We start from the raw sequence: 17,123 nt of genomic DNA, 5'->3' as shown, positions 1-17,123 counted from the left end.
CGGAGCGGCTCAGGCGGACTCGCGGATGACGAGTGAGACACCGACCGAGCGTCGGACGGACGGCCCCGAGAGCGGAAGCGTGCCGGACATCATGCCGTCGAGCAGTTCGAGACTGTGCCGTGCGATGTCGCCCTTGTCGACGGCCACGCTCGTGAGCTCAGGGGTGACGAAGCGACCGAGGTCGAGTCCGTCGATGCCGATGACGGCGACGTCCTCCGGCACGCCGACCCCGGCACGGGCGAGTCCCTTGAGCACGCCGACGGCCATGACGTCGTTGAAGACGAGCACGGCATCGACGTCGGGCATCGCGGCCCGGCACCGCAGGGCGGCCGACACCCCGCCCTGGTGGGTGTCCTCCGCCCAGGTCTCCGACGCCTCCGACCACGGCAAGCCGTGCTCCTCGAGGAACGCCCGGTACGCGAGACGTCGTCCGGACGGTTCCGCCGAGGCGTCGATCATCGCGATGGACCGGCGCCCGGTCGCGACGAAGTGTGCGAGCGCCTGTCGGATGCCGTCCTCGAAGTCGATGTCGACGCCCGCCACCTGCAGCGTCGGCTCGGCGCCGGGCGGGTTCGATCCTGCCTCGGGCTCGTCTGACCGATGGTCGCCGAGGGAGACGAACGGGATGGTGGCGAAGGCGCCCTGGAGTGCTCCGTGGTCGGCGCCGTTGCGCCCGACGACCGCGTCGACCTGCCGCGCGAGTTCGGCGAGCTGCGCACGTTCCGCGTCGGGGAGGTCCGGTCCGCGATCCGCGGCGGCGGGTCGGTCGCCCGATGCGTTCGCCGCTCCCCCGACCTCGGCGACCAACACGGTCCATCCGCGCTCTGCCGCCTGCTGCACGAGGGCGGCCGCGAGCTCCGGGTAGTAGGGGTTCCGCAGGTCGTCGACCACCAGTCCGAGCGTCGTGGTCCGGCCGCTCACCAGGTGCTGCGCGGCGCGGTTCGGCCGGTAGTTGAGCGATGCCGCGACCTCGACGACCCGTTGCCTGGTGGCGTCGCTGACGTCGCGCATCCCGTTGAGTGCGCGGGTCACGGTCTGGCGCGAGACACCGGCGACCCGGGCGACGTCGATGATCGTCGCTCGCGCCGGAGCGTGATCGTCGCGGGGCCTGGTCATGGTCACATCGTACTGATACGCTCGCACCGTGAACGTTCACGGTGACGTTCACCACAGACCATCGCACCGCCGATCAACGTTGAGGAGCACCACCATATGGAACACGTCGCTTGGGGAATCATCGGCCCAGGAACGATCGCCGAACGGTTCGCGACCGAGCTGCACGCCAGTCGCACCGGTCGACTCGCCGCCGTCGCCAGTCGTGACGCGTCGCGTGCCGAAGAGTTCGGCGAGCGCTTCGGCGACGGCACGGCTCCCGTCCGCGGGTACGGCTCGGTCGCCGAGTTGCTGGCCGACCCCGGCGTCGACGCGGTCTACATCGCGACCCCGCACACGGAGCACGTCCGGCTGGTGATCGAAGCGGCGGAAGCCGGCAAGCACATCGTCAGCGAGAAGCCGCTCTCGGTGAACCGCGCCGGTGCGATGCTCGCGATCGAGGCCGCCCGCCGTGCCGGCGTGTACCTCGCCGAGGCGTTCATGTACCGCTTCCACCCGCAGACGGCGAAGCTCGTCGAGCTCGTGTCGTCGGGCGCCATCGGCGACATCCAGCACATCGAGGCGTCGTTCGCGTTCGCCGCAGACCTGCCCGCCGATCACCGACTCATGAACCCGGAGCTGGCGGGCGGCGGCATCCTCGACGTCGGCGGCTACCCCGTCTCCATCTCGCGGCTGATCGCCGGGGCGGCCGTCGGTGCGCCCTTCGCCGACCCGACGGACGTCAGCGGCGCCGGGACCGTCGGTGCGACGGGCGTCGACGAGTGGGCGAGCGCTTCGCTCGTCTTCCCGTCGGGCATCACGGCGCACGTCACGAGCGGCGTGCGCGTCCAGGACGACAACCGCGTCGTCGTCACGGGGTCCACCGGGCAGATCATCGTGTCCGACCCGTGGCTGCCGTCGGTCGAGGACGGTTCGACGATCGAGGTCCGCACCATCTCGGGCACCGAGTCGATCCACATCCCCGGGGCGCCGCAGTACGCGATCCAGGCCGACGCGGTCGCGACGTTCGCCGACGCGGGCCAGGCGCCGCAGATGCGTTGGGCGGACTCGCTCGGCAACCTCGGGACCCTCGACCGGTGGCGTGAGGCGATCGGCCTCGAGTACCCGTTCGAGTCGATCGACACCGACATCCCGACCGGTTCCGGCCGGCCGCTCGCCGTGCGCGCCGAGTTCCCGATGCCGACCGGTCGCATCGCCGGCATCGACCACGACATCTCGCGCCTCGTCATGGGTGTCGACAACCAGCAGACCCTGTCGCACGCGTCGGCGATGTTCGACGACTTCTTCGAGCGCGGCGGCAACGCCTTCGACACGGCCTGGCTGTACGGCGACGGGCTCCAGGAGCAGCTGCTCGGACGCTGGCTCGCCAACCGGGGTCTCCGCGACGACGTCGTGGTGATCGGCAAGGGTGCGCACACACCGTTCTGCGACCCGGAGTCGATCTCCCGGCAGCTGTTCGAGAGCCTCGACCGTCTCGGCACCGACCACCTCGACCTGTACCTCATGCACCGCGACAACGTGGAGGTGCCGGTGGGCGAGTTCGTCGACGTGCTGAACGAGCACGCCGAGGCCGGTCGCATCCGTGCGTTCGGTGGCTCCAACTGGACGATCGACCGGTTCGAGGAGGCGAACGCCTATGCGGCGGCCAACGGGAAGCGGGGGTTCGCGGCGCTGAGCAACCACTTCGGTCTCGCCCGCGCGCTCGACGTGCCGTGGGCCGGGTGTGTGGAGGTGACCGATCCGACGAGCCGGGCGTGGCTCGAGGAGACGAAGACGCCGCTGCTGCCGTGGTCGTCGCAGGCACGCGGGTTCTTCACCGGGCGCGCCGAGCCCGAGGACCTGTCGGACCCGGATCTCGTGCGCTGCTACTACAGCGACGACAACTTCGAGCGGTTGGCCCGTGCCCGGCAGCTCGGCTCGGAGCTGGGTGTCGCGCCGACGGCGATCGCCCTGGCCTATGTGCTGGCGCAGGACTTCCCGACCTTCGCCCTCATCGGCCCGCGGTCCATCGAGGAGACGCGTTCGTCGACCGATGCCCTGTCCCTGAGGCTGACCCCGGAGCAGGTCGCCTGGCTCGACCTCCGGGTCTGATCCGTTCCCTCGGGTGATGCCAGCGCGGTGCGCTGGCGTGACCGCGGGTCATGCACGTGAGCGCGGGTCTCCAGAGGCCCGCGCTCACGCGTGCGGGGCGCGCTCGCGCCGAGTCACTCCTCCTCGCGTCAGCGCACCGCGCTGGCGCAACCGCACCACCAGACTCGGATGGACGTCACGTGAGGGGTTTGCGGACGCGGTCGCGCGCCAGGAGGACACCGAGCAGCAGGATCAGGATGAGCACGACACCGCGGGCGAGACCCTGCCAGTAGAAGGACAGCCCGATGAGGTTCATCCCGTTCGTCAGCAGCGCGAAGATGAGCACGCCGACGAGCGTCCCGAAGAGGTTCGGCCGCCCCGTCCGACTCAGCGTCGTCCCGATGAACACCGCACCGATGGAGTCGAGCACGTAGAGCTGCCCGCTATTCGCGACGAAGCCCTGGCTCCGCGAGGCCAGGATCAGCCCGGCGATAGCCGCGATCCCGGCAGCGAAGATGAACGCCGTCGCCATCGACGTCCCCGCCAGCCGACCGGAGATCCGGGTCGCCGTCGGCTGCTCACCCGCCGCAGTCAGCACCCGACCCCAGCGACTCCGTTCGAGCGCAGCCCAGACGATGATCAGCACGAGCACGGCGACGACGATCGGCGCGGCGACACCGAGCACGGTTCCAGCGCCCAGCCACGCGAACTCGTCCGGCACACTGCTGCGCGACAGGTAGATGGGTGACCCACCGTCGGTCGCGACCTGCTGCACGCCACCACCGATGAACCAGACGCTGAGCGTGGCGAGGAACGGCCGGATGCGCAGCACCACGATGAGGAACGCGTTCACGGCCCCGACGAGCAGGCCGACGACCAGACCGCCGACGATCGCGACCCAGGCCACGTAGTCGTCGGCCAGGAGCGCCGAGGCGGTGAGCGCCGCGAGGTCGATGGCGACACCGATGGAGAGGTCGATGCCACCGGCGCGGACGACGACCGTCATCGCGACGGCCGCGAGCAGGAGCAGCGCGTTCTGGTTGAGCACCCCGAGCAGGTTGTCGGCGGTCAGGAACGACGGCGACAGCACCGCGAACACGATGAGCAGCACGGCCAGCACGGCGGGGGCGAGCGCCTGCGGCACCGCGGCACCGAGGCCACGGACCGTCAGCCTCGAGAGCGGGCCGCCGGGACGTTGGTCATCGCCGCCTCTCGTTCCAGCCGACCCGGCCTTCGGGACGGAGACGCCGGTGGTGGCGGAGGACTGCGTGCGCGTGTCGACACTCATCGCTTGACGCTCCGTTCGCGGATCGCGGCGACCGCGAGGACCAGCAGGATCAGCACACCCTTGGTGATGCCGATCCACTGGCTCGGGACGCCGAGCTGACTGAAGCCGTTGGTGAGGATCGCGACGAACACGGCACTGAACAGGGTCCCCGTGATCGTGACGACGAGCCGACGGGAGAACGCGATGGACAGGAACGTCGCGAGGAGGATGTCGATGAGCGACTGCTCGCCGATCCCCGGCAGGGCAGCGGACAACCGACTGGTCATGAGGACGCCCGCGATCCCGGCGAGGACCGCCGCGAGGACGTAGCTGACGACGATGTGGCGGTTGACATTGATCCCGGCCACCCGGGCGGCCGTCGAATTCTGCCCCACCGCGGCGTTCTTCACGCCCCAGCTGGTGCGCCCGGTGGCGAAGGCGGCGACCGCGAAGACGAGGAGCAGCACGACGACCGCCGCAGGGACACCGACGACGTGTCCACTCCGCAACCAGACCAGCCCGGCGTCGGAGACCGGCACCTTCACGTTGTTCGTGATGACGATGGTGAGGCTCGTGACGATGCTCATCATCGCGAGGGTGACGAGGAGCGGGCGGATCCCGGCGACGACGACGAGACCGTTCACGAGCCCGATGACCGCCGTGGCTCCGAGTCCGATGAGCAGCGCGAGCGGCAGACCGAGCTCGGCCTGCAGGAGCACCGCGACGAGGGCGCCGGAGAAGCCGAGGACGGCGCCGATCGAGAGGTCGATGCCGCCGCGGACGACGTCCTCACCGCCCGTGATGACGACGATGGACAGTCCGAAGGCCGCGATCGCGTAGACCGCCGACTGGGTGAGGATCGTCGCGAGGTTGGCCGGGTCGAGGAAGCCGGGCGAGGCGACCGCGAAGACGACGACCTCGATGACGACGATCGCGTAGCCGATGAGTCCCAACCGGGAGACCGGGCGACGACGTTTGGTCGCGGACTCGGCTGCGGCCGACGGCGCCTGGCCGGGCGCGACGGGTGGAGCGGAGAGGGCGGTCATGCGGAGACTCCTCGGGTGGGTGACGACTCGGTCCCCGAGCCGGTCGAGGGGGCCGGCGGCGTTGACGCGACCTCGGCGGCGCCCGTCGACCAGGCGAGGATCGTGTCGGCGGTCGCCTGCGATCGGGGCAGCTCGGTCCGGATCGTCCCGCGGTACAACACGAGGACGCGGTCGGCGAGCCCGATCAGTTCCTCGAGGTCGACGCTCACGAGCAGGACGCCGGCGCCCTGCGCGACGAGCGCGTCGATCTCCGCGTAGATCTGTTGACGCGACCCGATGTCGACGCCGGAGGTCGGCTGGTCGAGCACGAACACCGTCGACCCGGCCGCGAGCCATCGACCGAGCACGACCTTCTGCTGGTTGCCGCCAGAGAGGCTCCCGGCCACCGCGGTGTCGTTCGCGGGCCGGACGTCGAGCCTCGCGACGAGGTCGGCGGCGATCTCCCGCTCGCGTCGACCACGCAGGATCCCGCCGAGCCCGGTGATGCGGTCGAGCGCGGCGAGGGTGAGGTTCTCGCGGACGGACTGACGGTTCAGGATGCCGTCGCGGTGGCGGTTGGCCGGGACGTACGCCCCACCCGCCCGGACGAAGGCCCTCGGCGAGCGGATCGTCGCCCGGCCGAGCCGCACGGTCCCGCCGTGCGCCCGGAGCCCGGTGACCGCGTCGGCCAGTTCCTCGAGGCCCGATCCGACGAGCCCCGTGACGCCCACGATCTCGCCCGGACGGACGGCGATCGAGACGCCGTGCAGCCGTTCCGCGACCGTCAGGCCGTCGATCGCGAGGACCGGTTCGGCGACGGCGTCGGCGACGATCCGTTCGCGGTCGCCGAACTCCTCGACGCTCCGCCCCACCATGAGCTGGACGATGGCGTCGAGGGTCGCGTCGGGATCGGCGAGATCGAGCGCACCGACGCGTTCACCGTTGCGGAGGACCACGACGCGGGACGCGATGTCGCGCACCTCCTGCAGGTAGTGGGAGATGTAGATGACGGCGACGCCCTGGCTCTGCAGGGTCCGGACGGTGCGGAACAGCCGCTCGACGTCGCCGGCGGCGAGCGGTGCGGTGGGTTCGTCGAGCACGAGGACCCGCGGGCGCGTGATCGTCGCGATCGCGAGCTGCAGGAGTTGCTGCTCGGCGACACTCAGCTCGTCGACGAGGGTCTTGCCCGGCACGTCCAGCCCGACGAGGTCGAGCAGCTCCCGCTCGGCGCGCCGGTCGAGCTGCCGGCCGGTGAGGAACGCGGAGCGCGAGCCGAGGAACAGCTGCTCCGCGACCGTGAGGCGACCGGCCAGGTGGCGGTCCTGGTGGATGACGCGGACACCGAGGCGTTCGGCGTCGCCCGGGTTGCGGATGACGACCGGTTCGCCGTCGATCTCGATGGTGCCCTCGCTCGCCGTGTAGAGGCCGGTGAGGATCTTGATGAGCGTCGACTTGCCCGCGCCGTTCTCGCCCACGAGCGCGACGACCTCGCCGGGGTGCACCTCGAGGTCGACGTCGTCCAGCACCCGGACACCGCCGAAGTCCTTCGCGATGCCACGCATGCTCACGGCTGGAGCCGAGGCTTCGGTCGTGGCTGCACCGGGCCGGCCGCCCAGCGAGCGCTGGGCGGTCAGACCGTCGATCGAGGTGTCGTGCGTCATTCCAGGCCGAGTCGCTTGCGCTCGTCGGCGACGTTCGCCTTGTCGATGAACACGGCGTCGAGGTAGGTGCTCAGCGGCACCTCGTCCTGCTTGCCGCCGAGGTACAGGGCGACGTTGTTCGCGCTCGTCGTCCCGAACAGGGTCGGCTGCTGCGCGACCGTGAACTGGTACACCGAGTCGGGGTCCTGGATGAGGTCGAGCGCTCCGGGCTCGGCGTCGACGCCGTAGACCTTGATCTCGTCGCGGCCCGCCGCGTCGATGGCCTGGGAGGCACCGATCGCCGGGAGGTCCCAGCACGACCACACGGCCGAGATCTCGCCCTTGGGGTAGCGGGTGAGCGCGTCGTTCGTCTTCTGCTTGGCGTCCTCGATGGTGCCCTCGTAGATGTCCTGCAGCTCGGGCTCGATGATCTCGATGTTCGGGTAGTTCTTCAGCACGAGCTTGAACTCGTCGTAGCGGATCTGGCAGGGGGTGACGTCGTAGAAGCCGTTGAAGACGAGCACCTTGCCTTTCCCGCCGATGTCCTCGGCGAGGGTGCGGGCGAGGGTGGAGCCGATCTGCCAGTTGTCGGAACCGATGTTGTTCACCGAGTTCTCGCTGGCGTGGTCGATCGTGAAGACCGGGATGTCGGCGTCCTTCGCCTGCTGCAGCGCCGGGGCGAGCGTGGTCGCGTCGCCGAGGATGACGACGATCGCGTCGACCTTCTGTGAGACGAGGTTCTCGACGTTGGCCAGGTGCTTGTCGTCCTGTGCGTCGGCCTGGGTGGCGACGACCTTGGCGCCGAGCTCCTCCAGGCGGTCCTGCACACCCTGGTAGGTGAGGCGGCCGAAGTCGCGGACGACGTCCTTGGCGGCGACGCCGACGGTCTTGCCCTTGAGCGAGGGGACGTCCACGTCTGAGGCGGCCGAGCTGGCAGCGGCGCCGCTCGTCGACGCGCTGGACGAGGACTGTTTGAGCGAACAGCCGGTGGCGAGGCCGGCCACGACGGCCAGGGTGACAAGAGACAGCGCGAGGCGCGATCGACGACGCATGGGGACTCCAGATGACGGTGGGGTGCGGGACGGTGCAGGGGGGTGGTGGAGCGTGCCGGCGTCCGCTGTCGGTGCGGTCGGGGCGCACCGGGACGTCGGGTTGCAGCAACAGTAGGGAGTGATCGGACGGGCCGCGAGAGGGCGCTCAACCTGACGTAACACAAGGTGCCCGATGTCGGCGGTGCGTGGAGCCTGGTCGGGGTGAGGCCCGTGGAAACGTCGGATGTATCATGGCGCGAGGCGGTGTTCCATGTGACCGTCTCGCTCGAGCAGGGGGTCGCATGGCAGTCACGGACGAGGCGATCGCGCGGATCCAGGCGATGATCGTCGCCGGCGACCTCACACCCGGCCAGCGCCTCCCTCCGGAGAAGGAGCTCAGCGAGACCCTGGGGCTCTCCCGCAGTTCCCTCCGCGAGGCGGTGAAGGCGCTGGAGCTGATCCGCGTGCTCGACGTCCGTCGCGGCGACGGCACCTACGTCACGACGCTGGAACCGAGCCTGCTGCACGAGGCGATGTCGTTCGTCATCGACATGCACGCCGACGCCTCCCTCATCGAGATGTTCGAGGTGCGCCGCATCCTCGAACCCTCCGCGTCGGTGATGGCGATCCAGCACCTCGACGACGAGCGGATCGCCGAGCTGCGCAGCATGGTCGATGAGGTCGACGAGTCCACGACGGTCGAGGACCTCGTCGCGCACGACCTGCAGTTCCACGCCCGCGTGATCGAGCTGAGCGGCAACGCCTACCTCGCGAGTCTGCTCGACGCGCTCGGCAGCAAGACGGTCCGGGCCCGCATCTGGCGCGGCCTCACCGAGGAGAAGGCCGTCGCCCGCACCCTGCAGGAGCACCACGCGATCGTCGACGCCCTCGAGAAGCGCGACACCGAACTCACCCGCGCGCTGGTCACGGTCCATGTCTCCGGTGTCGAAAGCTGGCTCCGCCGCTCGATGTAACCCCTCCCCCTGCCCGCGAACTGTCACTTGCTGATAGTCCTGGCCGCTCCAACTAGCAGTTGGTGACAGTTCGCGGGCAGGTAGCGTGAGGGGATGGACGGCACGATCGACACCCGAGCGCTCATCGACCCCATCGACCGTGACGCCATGGCGAAAGCGCCCTCGTACCATCGCGCGCCGTCCGCCCGGCTGTTCATCGGCCTGATCGCGGGGATCGTCGTGGTCGCCGTCGGCGGGTTCGTCCTGTTGGGAACGCTGCCCACGCCCTCACGAGGCGGCTCCGGCCCGACGCCGCTGCTCGGGATCGGACTCCTCGCGGCCGCCGCCGTCGCGGTGGTCGCGGTCCTCTCCTGGCGGACGAGGCGCATCAAGCGCTTCCGCCTCTCCCAGTTCGCCGCGGCCAACGGGATGACCTACACCGCAGACCTCAGCTACCCTCCGTTCCCCGGCATGATCTTCGGGATCGGATCGTCGCGGCAGTCGACCGACGTGCTGCGGGCGAACCGTCCCCGCCCCGTGGAGTTCGGCAACTACCGGTACACGGTCCGTCACGGGAAGCGTTCGACGACCCACCACTGGGGGTACGTCGCGGTGAAGCTCGACGTCCCCCTGCCGAACATCGTGCTCGACGCGATCGGCAACAACGGGTTCGGCTCGAACCTCCCAGCGGCGTTCCAGCGGGCCCAGCGACTGTCCCTGGAAGGCGACTTCGACCGGCACTTCACGCTCTACTGCCCCGACGGCTACGAACGCGACGCCCTGTACCTGTTCACGCCGGACATCATGGCGCGGTTCATCGACCACGCCGCCCAGCTCGACGTCGAGATCATCGACGACTGGCTGTTCCTCTACACGAAACGGGAGGTGTCGACCCTCGATCCCGACACCTGGGCCTGGCTGTTCAGCGTCATCGACGCCCTGATGACGAAGTTGGACCAGTGGGCTCGGTGGCGGGACGACCGCTTGCAGCCGCAGACGTCCGGAGCTCCGGAGCACCCGCTGGCACCCGGCGCTCAGACCGGCTCCCCCGCGGTCGGACTGCTCACCCCGCCGCCGGGTGTCGCTCCGTCCGGCCGCAGGTTGCGCCGATCCGGGACGTGGATCCCCGTCGCGTTCGTTGTCGGAACACTGATCGTCTGGATCGTCACACGCATGAACTGAACCTCCCCTGCCCGCGAACTGTCACTTGCTGCTAGTCCGAGCCGCCCGGACTAGCGGTTGGTGACAGTTCGCGGGCAGGGGCGGGGTGTTGGGAACGTCTGGTGATCGGGAGACGAGGACGGAACAGGCCGGTTGATGGGATGGCTGGGTGACCGACACCGGTCGCCCGTCAGAAAGGACCATCCATGCGCCGACCCACAGCCATCGGCTTCGCCGTCCCCGTCCTCGCCCTCATGCTGGGGCTCACCGCCTGCTCCGGATCCGCGGAAGCACCGTCGGGTGGTGGATCGCCGTCGACCGCCGACTCCTACGCCGAGGCGTTCGACGACTACACCATCTCCCTCGCCGGCTGCCTGCGCGACCAGGGGTTCGATGTCCCTGACCCGGAACCCGGCACCGCGATCACCCTCGACGGTGGCGAGGCGATGAACACGGCCTACGACGCCTGCGCCGAGGAACTCGGCCCACCGCCCGCGAACCCCGATCAGCCCAGCAAGGCCGAGATCTCCGACGAGCTCCGGCTCCGCGCCCAATGCCTGCGGGACCAGGGGTTCGACGTCCCGGACCCGGATGCGAACGGGGTGTGGGCCCTGCCGGAGGACCTGTTCGATGAGGCCAGGGCTTGCGCCGTGCAGTGACCTCCGCACCAGACGGAACGGCCGACCGATCCTGTGATCGGTCGGCCGTTCCGTCGTTCCGTGTCCTGTCGTTCCGCGGTCAGGCTCCGGCCGGGTCGGGGTCGTGAGCCGGCAACAGCACCGTCACTTCGAGTCCACCCGCCGGCAGCGGGGCGAGCCGCAGCGACCCGCCGTGCAGCTCCACGATGCGGGCCCCCAGGGTCAGCCCGAGACCGTTCCCCCGATCGCGACCGGCAGCCCGCGCCATCCGGGCGTCCCGCCGGTCGAACGGCTCCACGAACCGCGCCACCTCAGCCTCCTCGAGCAGCGGCCCCGAGTTGCTGACCACGACGACGGCGCGTCCCGGCGCCTGCGGGTCGGGTCCGACCCACACCGAGACCCAGCCGTCCGGACCGCTGTTGTATCGCACGGCGTTCAACAGCAGGTTCGTCAACAGTTGCTGGAGGAGCACGCGGTTGCCGCGCACGGATGCGCTCCGGAGCGTCGACGAGATCGTGACCCCGGCGTCCGCGGCCTCCGGCGAGATGAGCTGCGACGCGTCGCGAGCCACCGCCGCCAGGTCGACGGGCGAGGTCACGAGCGGGCGGCGATCGAGCTGGTTCAGCTGCAGGAGCGCCTCGACGATCGCGATCCCCCGCTCGTTCGTCTCGTGCAGCCGTCGCAACGCGCGGTCGACGTCGCGGCCCTCCGGGTCGGCCTGGGCGACCTCGATGAGCATCTTCATCGTCGCGAGCGGTGTCCGCAGTTCGTGCGAGGCGTTGGCCGCGAACCGCTTCTGCGTCAGGAACGACTGCTCGAGGCGTGCCAGCATGTCGTCGAAGCGGTCGGCGAGCTCGCGGAACTCGTCGCGGCGACCGGTCATCGCGATGCGGTGGTCGAGCGAGCCCTCCGCCGCCGCTCGCACGGCCGCGTTGAGGTCCCGCAGCGGCCGCAGAACCCGTCCGGCGACGATCCAGCCGACACCGGTCCCGATCACGGCCATACCGATGAGTGCGAGCATCGAGTAGTTGATGAGCGAATCGCGGATCTCGCCGCGGGTGATGGCGGAGATCTGTCGACTGTCGGCGGCGGGCGCGAGCGGATAGCTGGGGAACCGCCAGATGATGACGTTGATGACGATGAGCGCGATGAGTCCCGTCACGACGGTGAAGGCGGCATAGGTCGCGGTGAGTTTCACGCGAGCGGTCATCCACGTCGGCCGGACGATGTCACCGACGGCCGGAGCGGCGGTCATGCGCCCGCCTCGTCGTCCTCGTCGTCGGCGTCCGCGCCGCTCGTCTCGGCGGGAGCCTCACCTGGCGGCAGGACCCGGTAGCCGACGGCCGGCACGGTGTGGATGATCCACGGCTCGCCGAGCACCTTCCGGAGTGTGGACATCGTCACCCGCACGGCGTTCGTGAACGGGTCGGCGTGCTCATCCCAGGCGCGCTCGAGGAGCTCTTCGGCACTCACGACGCCACCCTTGGCCGCGAGCAGGATCTCCAGCACCGCGAACTGCTTCTTCGCCAGACGCACGTACCGGCCGTTGCGGTACACCTCGCGGCGGAACGGGTCGAGCCGCACACCGGCGTACTCGAGGACGGGTGGGAGCGACGCTTTGGGTCGACGCGCCAGTGAACGGAGCCGGAGGACGAGCTCGCGCAGCTCGAACGGCTTGGTCAGGTAGTCGTCGGCGCCGATCTCGAAGCCGCTCTCCTTGTCGTCGAGGTCTGCGGCCGCGGTGAGCATGAGCACCCGGCAGGGCAGTTCCTGGGCGATGATCCAGCGACAGACGTCGTCGCCGTGCGTGCCAGGGAGGTCGCGGTCGAGCACCACGACGTCGTAGGCGTTGACGGCGAGCCGCTGGAGCGCGGTGTCGCCGTCGAACACGAGGTCGGCGGCGAGCCCCTCGTGCTGCAGGCCCTCGAGGATGCTCTCGGCGAGGTACTGCTCGTCCTCGGCGATCAGGACACGCATGGGACCTCCGGTGTTCGGGACGGACGACGCGTCGAAGGCGTCGCTCCGGCGCCCGCGATGGGCGTCGTGTCGATCGTAGGCGGCACCGTGTTTCGGAACCGTCTGATGATCGTCCGACGCCCGCGCAACCGCCGTCGAGCTGGACTGGGGCCTGGTCGTCGCGTGCCGAACACCGACGACCGACCGAGGAGGAACCATGCAGCACGACATGCAGCACCAGCACGAGCACCACCGGCTACCAGGCCAACGGAGCACTGTCGCCCGCCGAGGCTCCAACCGAGCCGTCGTCATCCTCGCCGCCACGGCCGTCGCCCTCACCGCCGCGATCGCCCTGGTCGCGTGCACGGGCGTCGCGCCGACCATCACCCGCGGGATCACAGCACTGGCCGAGCGACCGTCCGGAGACGGGAGTGCCGGAACTACGACCACGACGGATGGCGCGTTCGGATCCGACGACGGCGTGTTGGAGGAGAACCGGTACTCGGCCTACGACACCGATCTCCCGGCCATCGCGAACCTCGATGCGGACCTCCTGGAGGCCGTCCAGCAGGCGACCGACGCAGCGGCGCAGGACGACATCGCGCTGTACGTGAGCTCCGGCTGGCGGAGCACGGCGTACCAGCAGCACCTGCTCGACGCGGCGATCCTCCAGTACGGCAGCGAGGCGGCCGCCCGGCGGTACATCGCCACGCCCGACGGCTCCTCGCACACGCGCGGGGCGGCCGTCGACATCGGTGCGACGGACGCCGACTACTGGCTCATCGAGCACGGCGCCGACTACGGCCTCTGCCAGACCTACGCGAACGAGATCTGGCACTTCGAGTTGGCCACCGTCCCCGGCGGCGAGTGCCCGGAGCTTCTCCCCGACGCCGGATGAGGTCGGTGCCGCGACCAGCTGCTCCCGCCGGGCGTCCCGGTCCTATCCGGCGACCGGTGCCAGCCGACTGACGAACTCGTCCACGCGCAGGCGGATGTCCCGGAACGCTTCGTCGAACGCCTCGTCGGTCGCAGGCGCGGCAGGGTCGGGGATCGACCAGTGCAGGTCATCCAGCCCGCCGAGCTCCTCGTGCGCCCGGTTGCACACGGTGATGACGAAGTCGCCGTGCCGGAGGACCTCCGCCGTCGCGCGTGGAACGCTCGGGCGGATCCGGACGCCATGGCGTGCCGCCGCCCGGACGGCGCCCGCGTTGACCTCGCTCGCCGGCCGACTACCCGCCGATGCGACGGGGACGTCGCTGCGCTCCTGCCAGAGCGCCTCCGCCATCTGCGACCGCGCCGAGTTCGCCGTGCAGACGAAGACGACCCGCGCCGGGGCGCTGATCGGTTCGGGCGCGAGGCGGTCGAACGCCCCCGGGACGAGCCGCACGTAGTTCCGGCGCCCATCGGACTCGGATCGCGACCGCGAGAGGATCCCCGCTCGCTGGAGGACGCTGAGGTGATGGGAGACGAGGTTCGAGCCCATCCCGAGGGCGAGCTGGATCTCGGTCGGCGAGAGGTCGCCGAGCGCCAGGAGGTCCACGATGCGCAGCCGCGCCGGTTCCGCGAGCGCGGCGAACTTGGACGCCCTTACCGCCAGCGACTCCACCGACACAACCCCCGTTGACTCAACCGTGATTGACTCAATAATAGGCTGAGTCGTCCGTGAACACCCCTTGAGCGATCCGCTCGAACTCACGGTCGTCGAGAAGAGGAGCTACTCATGGGTCTCGGAACCGGAATCGCCCTGATCGTCATCGGCGCCATCCTCGCCTTCGCCGTGAACGTCGACGTCCCCGCTGTGGACCTCACGCTCATCGGGTACATCCTCATGGCCGCCGGCGCCGTGGTGTTCCTCATCTCGCTCGTGCTCGTGCTCCGCCACCGACAGGTCTCCTCGACCACGCGCTCCGCAGTGGACCCCGGTAGCGGCGAACGCGTCACCCGCCGCAGCACGACCGACAACGACGGCCCCGTCCTCTGACGACCGGACCGGCCGCACCACCCATGACCGAACCCGCTACCGCGCCGTCCCAGAGCGGCGAACTGCTGGACGGTCGGTATCGACTCGAGCGACCGATCGGTGCCGGCGGGATGGCGACCGTCCATCTGGCGACCGACGAGGTGCTCGGGCGCAAGGTGGCGGTCAAGCTGTTCCGCCCGGGAACGACCGATGCGACCGACGGCGCCAGGACCGCCTCGGAGACGCGTCTGCTCGCGTCGTTGAACCACCCGGCCCTCGTCACCCTGTTCGACGCCAGGGTCGTGGCCGGTGACGGCTCCTACCTCGTCATGGAGCACGTCGACGGCCCGACGCTGTCCCAACGCATCGCTCGGTCGCCGCTTCCGTCGTCCGAGGTCGCCGCGATGGCCGTCGACCTCGCGGAGGCGCTCCACACGGTGCACGCGGCGCGGGTCGTCCATCGCGACATCAAGCCGTCCAACGTGCTGCTGCGACCGACGATCCTGCCCCACCAGGAGTACCGCGCGAAGCTCGCCGACTTCGGCATCGCCTACCTCATCGACAGCACCCGCATGACCGCGCCGGGCTCACTGATGGGCACGGTCGCCTACCTCAGTCCTGAGCTCGTCCGTGGAGCGGATCCGGCCCCTCCGGCCGACGTGTACGCCCTCGGACTCGTCCTCCTCGAAGCCCTGACCGGTCGCCGCGCCTACCCGCAGACCACCACGCACGAGTCGCTCATGGCACGCCTCAACGCGTCGCCGACGATCCCCGGCGAGCTCGGCTACCAGTGGAAGTCGCTGCTCACCGCGATGACCGCCGCCGATCCGGCGCAACGCCCCACCGCCCTCGACGTCGCGACGACCGTCCGCGCGATGGACCCCGTGCTCGACCCGGCGGATGTGACCGTGGCGACCTCGGCACCTGCGATGACGACGACCGCCGACCCGGCACCGACGGCCGCGACCGAGCCGCTCGTCTCGACGACGCCGTTCGCGCCGATGACAGGCGCGCGCGCCGAGACCGGCCCGACCACGGGGCTCGACGGCACTCGCCGCTCGGAGCGACGTCTCGACGGTGGTGCACGGCGACAGGTCGCAGCGCACCAGCCGCGGCGCCTTCGACGCTGGCTGATCCTCGCGGCCGTGCTGCTGGTGATCGCGGTCGCCGTCGTCTGGTTCATCGTGTCCCAGGCACAGCCGCCTGCCCCGACGCTGCCCACTCTGCCCGAACCGTTGTCGACGCATCTGGACGAACTCCTGCGGGAGGTGACGCCATGAGGAACTCCTGGAACCGAGGGCTCCGGCTGTTCGCAGCACCGTTGGTCGTCGTCGCCCTCCTGAGTGGCTGCGCCGGACCGGCTGCAGACCTCGACGCGAACACCGGCCGCGACCTGCAGAGTCGTGTACTCGTGGTCGCGAACGCAGCCGCCGACGGCGACACTGCGGGTGCACTCGCGGCTCTCGACGCGCTCGAGGCGCAGCTGGCCGCTGCTGAGGCGGCTGGGACCGTTTCGGCGACCCGAGCCGCGGACATCCGTGCGGCGATCGCGCTCGTCCGCGCCGAACTCTCCCCCGCGGTCGAGACCCCGACGCCGACCCCGGAACCCAGTTCGGTCGCGCCGGCCGAACCCGCTGCACCGGTCGAAGACGACGGAGGCGGGGACGATTCCGGGAACAACGGGAACAACGGCAACAACGGCAACAACGGCAAGAACAAGGACAAGAAGGACAAATGAAGCGACGAGGGAGCACAGACTCCGCCCCCGACGACGGATCGTTCGAGCCCGGGGACGAAGAGACGGCGAAGCGAACCCGTACGGCGGAGGACGGGGTCTCGACCGTCCAGCACAGCATCATCGTCGACCTCCCCATCGCCGCCGTCTACAAGCAGTGGGTCGACTTCGAGTCGTACCCGGAGTTCTTGCCGGCTGTCCGCGAGGTGAAGCTGACCGGCGAGGTCTACAGTCGCTGGACCGTCGCGATCAGCAAGCTCTCGCGGCAGTTCCTCGTCGAGATCCTGGAGCAGCTCCCCGAGGAGCGTCTGGTCTGGCGCACCATCGAGGGCGACGTCTGGTTCAGTGGCGACGCCACCTTCGACGCGATCGACAAGCAGCAGACCCGCGTGGACGTCACGGTGCACTGGAAGCCGGTGTCCGCGGTGGAGCGGACCGCTGCGGCGCTCGGGCTCGCCGGACGGGTCGTCCGTGGGGCGCTCGAGGCGTTCAAGACCCACATCGAGTCGACCGGCGGCCCCTCGGGTCACTCCCGCATCAAGGTCGTCTCCCCGAAGGGCTAGCCGTCGGCCCC

General features: G+C 70.1%; 17 protein-coding genes. 9 read left to right on the top strand and 8 right to left on the bottom strand.

Annotation, left to right across the window (positions count from 1 at the left end):
* Window positions 1-9: 9 nt before the first annotated feature.
* A complete protein-coding gene (locus ACQG07_RS05420) occupies window positions 10-1,116 on the bottom strand; it encodes a LacI family DNA-binding transcriptional regulator (protein WP_426737688.1) in 1,107 nt (368 codons plus the stop codon).
* A gap of 96 nt (window positions 1,117-1,212) precedes the next feature.
* Between ACQG07_RS05420 and ACQG07_RS05415 the strand changes: the two genes are divergently transcribed.
* Window positions 1,213-3,204: an aldo/keto reductase gene (locus tag ACQG07_RS05415; RefSeq protein ID WP_426737687.1), complete on the top strand. Its 1,992-nt coding sequence runs from the start codon at window positions 1,213-1,215 to the stop codon at window positions 3,202-3,204.
* Between the two features lie 175 nt (window positions 3,205-3,379).
* Here the strand turns inward: ACQG07_RS05415 and ACQG07_RS05410 are convergent, their stop codons facing one another.
* From ACQG07_RS05410 to ACQG07_RS05395, 4 genes are read right to left on the bottom strand one after another with little or no spacing between them, the layout of a single operon-like run.
* On the bottom strand, window positions 3,380-4,471 hold the full coding sequence (locus ACQG07_RS05410) for an ABC transporter permease (RefSeq protein WP_426737686.1): 1,092 nt from the start codon (window positions 4,469-4,471) through the stop codon (window positions 3,380-3,382).
* Complete coding sequence (locus ACQG07_RS05405) at window positions 4,468-5,496, bottom strand: ABC transporter permease (RefSeq protein WP_426737685.1); 1,029 nt, start codon at window positions 5,494-5,496, stop codon at window positions 4,468-4,470. Before ACQG07_RS05405 ends, ACQG07_RS05410 begins: the two co-directional genes overlap by 4 nt.
* Entirely contained in the window at window positions 5,493-7,136 is a 1,644-nt protein-coding gene (locus ACQG07_RS05400) for a sugar ABC transporter ATP-binding protein (protein WP_426737684.1), read from the bottom strand. The genes ACQG07_RS05405 and ACQG07_RS05400 overlap by 4 nt, the downstream gene beginning before the upstream one ends.
* Complete coding sequence (locus ACQG07_RS05395) at window positions 7,133-8,167, bottom strand: sugar ABC transporter substrate-binding protein (protein WP_426737683.1); 1,035 nt, start codon at window positions 8,165-8,167, stop codon at window positions 7,133-7,135. The genes ACQG07_RS05400 and ACQG07_RS05395 overlap by 4 nt, the downstream gene beginning before the upstream one ends.
* Before the next feature lie 281 nt (window positions 8,168-8,448).
* Here ACQG07_RS05395 and ACQG07_RS05390 point away from each other — a divergent pair, with 281 nt between their 5' ends.
* The 3 genes from ACQG07_RS05390 (at window position 8,449) to ACQG07_RS05380 (ending at window position 10,919) form a co-directional block, all read left to right on the top strand.
* Window positions 8,449-9,120, top strand: coding sequence for a FadR/GntR family transcriptional regulator (locus ACQG07_RS05390; protein ID WP_192006023.1), 672 nt, complete (start codon window positions 8,449-8,451; stop codon window positions 9,118-9,120).
* Window positions 9,121-9,213: 93 nt separating this feature from the next.
* Window positions 9,214-10,281: a hypothetical protein gene (locus ACQG07_RS05385; protein ID WP_426737682.1), complete on the top strand. Its 1,068-nt coding sequence runs from the start codon at window positions 9,214-9,216 to the stop codon at window positions 10,279-10,281.
* A gap of 185 nt (window positions 10,282-10,466) precedes the next feature.
* The gene (locus ACQG07_RS05380; RefSeq protein ID WP_426737681.1) at window positions 10,467-10,919 is read left to right on the top strand and encodes a hypothetical protein; all 453 of its coding nucleotides are present in this window, start codon (window positions 10,467-10,469) and stop codon (window positions 10,917-10,919) included.
* A 79-nt stretch (window positions 10,920-10,998) separates the two neighbouring features.
* On the opposite strand, the gene ACQG07_RS05375 is transcribed toward ACQG07_RS05380, so the two are convergent.
* Both ACQG07_RS05375 and ACQG07_RS05370 read right to left on the bottom strand, forming a co-directional pair.
* A complete protein-coding gene (locus ACQG07_RS05375; RefSeq protein WP_426737680.1) occupies window positions 10,999-12,153 on the bottom strand; it encodes a sensor histidine kinase in 1,155 nt (384 codons plus the stop codon).
* Window positions 12,150-12,875: a response regulator transcription factor gene (locus ACQG07_RS05370; RefSeq protein WP_274500308.1), complete on the bottom strand. Its 726-nt coding sequence runs from the start codon at window positions 12,873-12,875 to the stop codon at window positions 12,150-12,152. The genes ACQG07_RS05375 and ACQG07_RS05370 overlap by 4 nt, the downstream gene beginning before the upstream one ends.
* Before the next feature lie 196 nt (window positions 12,876-13,071).
* Here ACQG07_RS05370 and ACQG07_RS05365 point away from each other — a divergent pair, with 196 nt between their 5' ends.
* Entirely contained in the window at window positions 13,072-13,752 is a 681-nt protein-coding gene (locus ACQG07_RS05365) for a M15 family metallopeptidase (RefSeq protein ID WP_426737679.1), read from the top strand.
* 42 nt (window positions 13,753-13,794) lie between these two features.
* On the opposite strand, the gene ACQG07_RS05360 is transcribed toward ACQG07_RS05365, so the two are convergent.
* Window positions 13,795-14,460: a metalloregulator ArsR/SmtB family transcription factor gene (locus ACQG07_RS05360; protein ID WP_426737678.1), complete on the bottom strand. Its 666-nt coding sequence runs from the start codon at window positions 14,458-14,460 to the stop codon at window positions 13,795-13,797.
* Between the two features lie 114 nt (window positions 14,461-14,574).
* On the opposite strand from ACQG07_RS05360, the gene ACQG07_RS05355 reads away from it, so the two are divergent.
* Genes ACQG07_RS05355 through ACQG07_RS05340 form a run of 4 tightly spaced genes read left to right on the top strand, consistent with a single transcriptional unit; the run spans window position 14,575 to window position 17,112 of the window.
* Entirely contained in the window at window positions 14,575-14,835 is a 261-nt protein-coding gene (locus ACQG07_RS05355; protein ID WP_426737677.1) for a DUF6458 family protein, read from the top strand.
* Window positions 14,836-14,858: 23 nt separating this feature from the next.
* Window positions 14,859-16,094: a serine/threonine-protein kinase gene (locus ACQG07_RS05350; protein ID WP_426737676.1), complete on the top strand. Its 1,236-nt coding sequence runs from the start codon at window positions 14,859-14,861 to the stop codon at window positions 16,092-16,094.
* Window positions 16,091-16,552: a hypothetical protein gene (locus ACQG07_RS05345; RefSeq protein WP_426737675.1), complete on the top strand. Its 462-nt coding sequence runs from the start codon at window positions 16,091-16,093 to the stop codon at window positions 16,550-16,552. Before ACQG07_RS05350 ends, ACQG07_RS05345 begins: the two co-directional genes overlap by 4 nt.
* Window positions 16,549-17,112: an SRPBCC family protein gene (locus ACQG07_RS05340; RefSeq protein ID WP_137244017.1), complete on the top strand. Its 564-nt coding sequence runs from the start codon at window positions 16,549-16,551 to the stop codon at window positions 17,110-17,112. The genes ACQG07_RS05345 and ACQG07_RS05340 overlap by 4 nt, the downstream gene beginning before the upstream one ends.
* The last annotated feature ends 11 nt before the right edge of the window (window positions 17,113-17,123 follow it).

Origin of the sequence: Plantibacter sp. 2H11-2, from assembly GCF_050031945.1 — a bacterium.
GTDB classification, from domain to species: Bacteria; Actinomycetota; Actinomycetes; order Actinomycetales; family Microbacteriaceae; genus Plantibacter; species Plantibacter auratus.
This window is presented reverse-complemented; position numbering and strand designations above follow the sequence as displayed.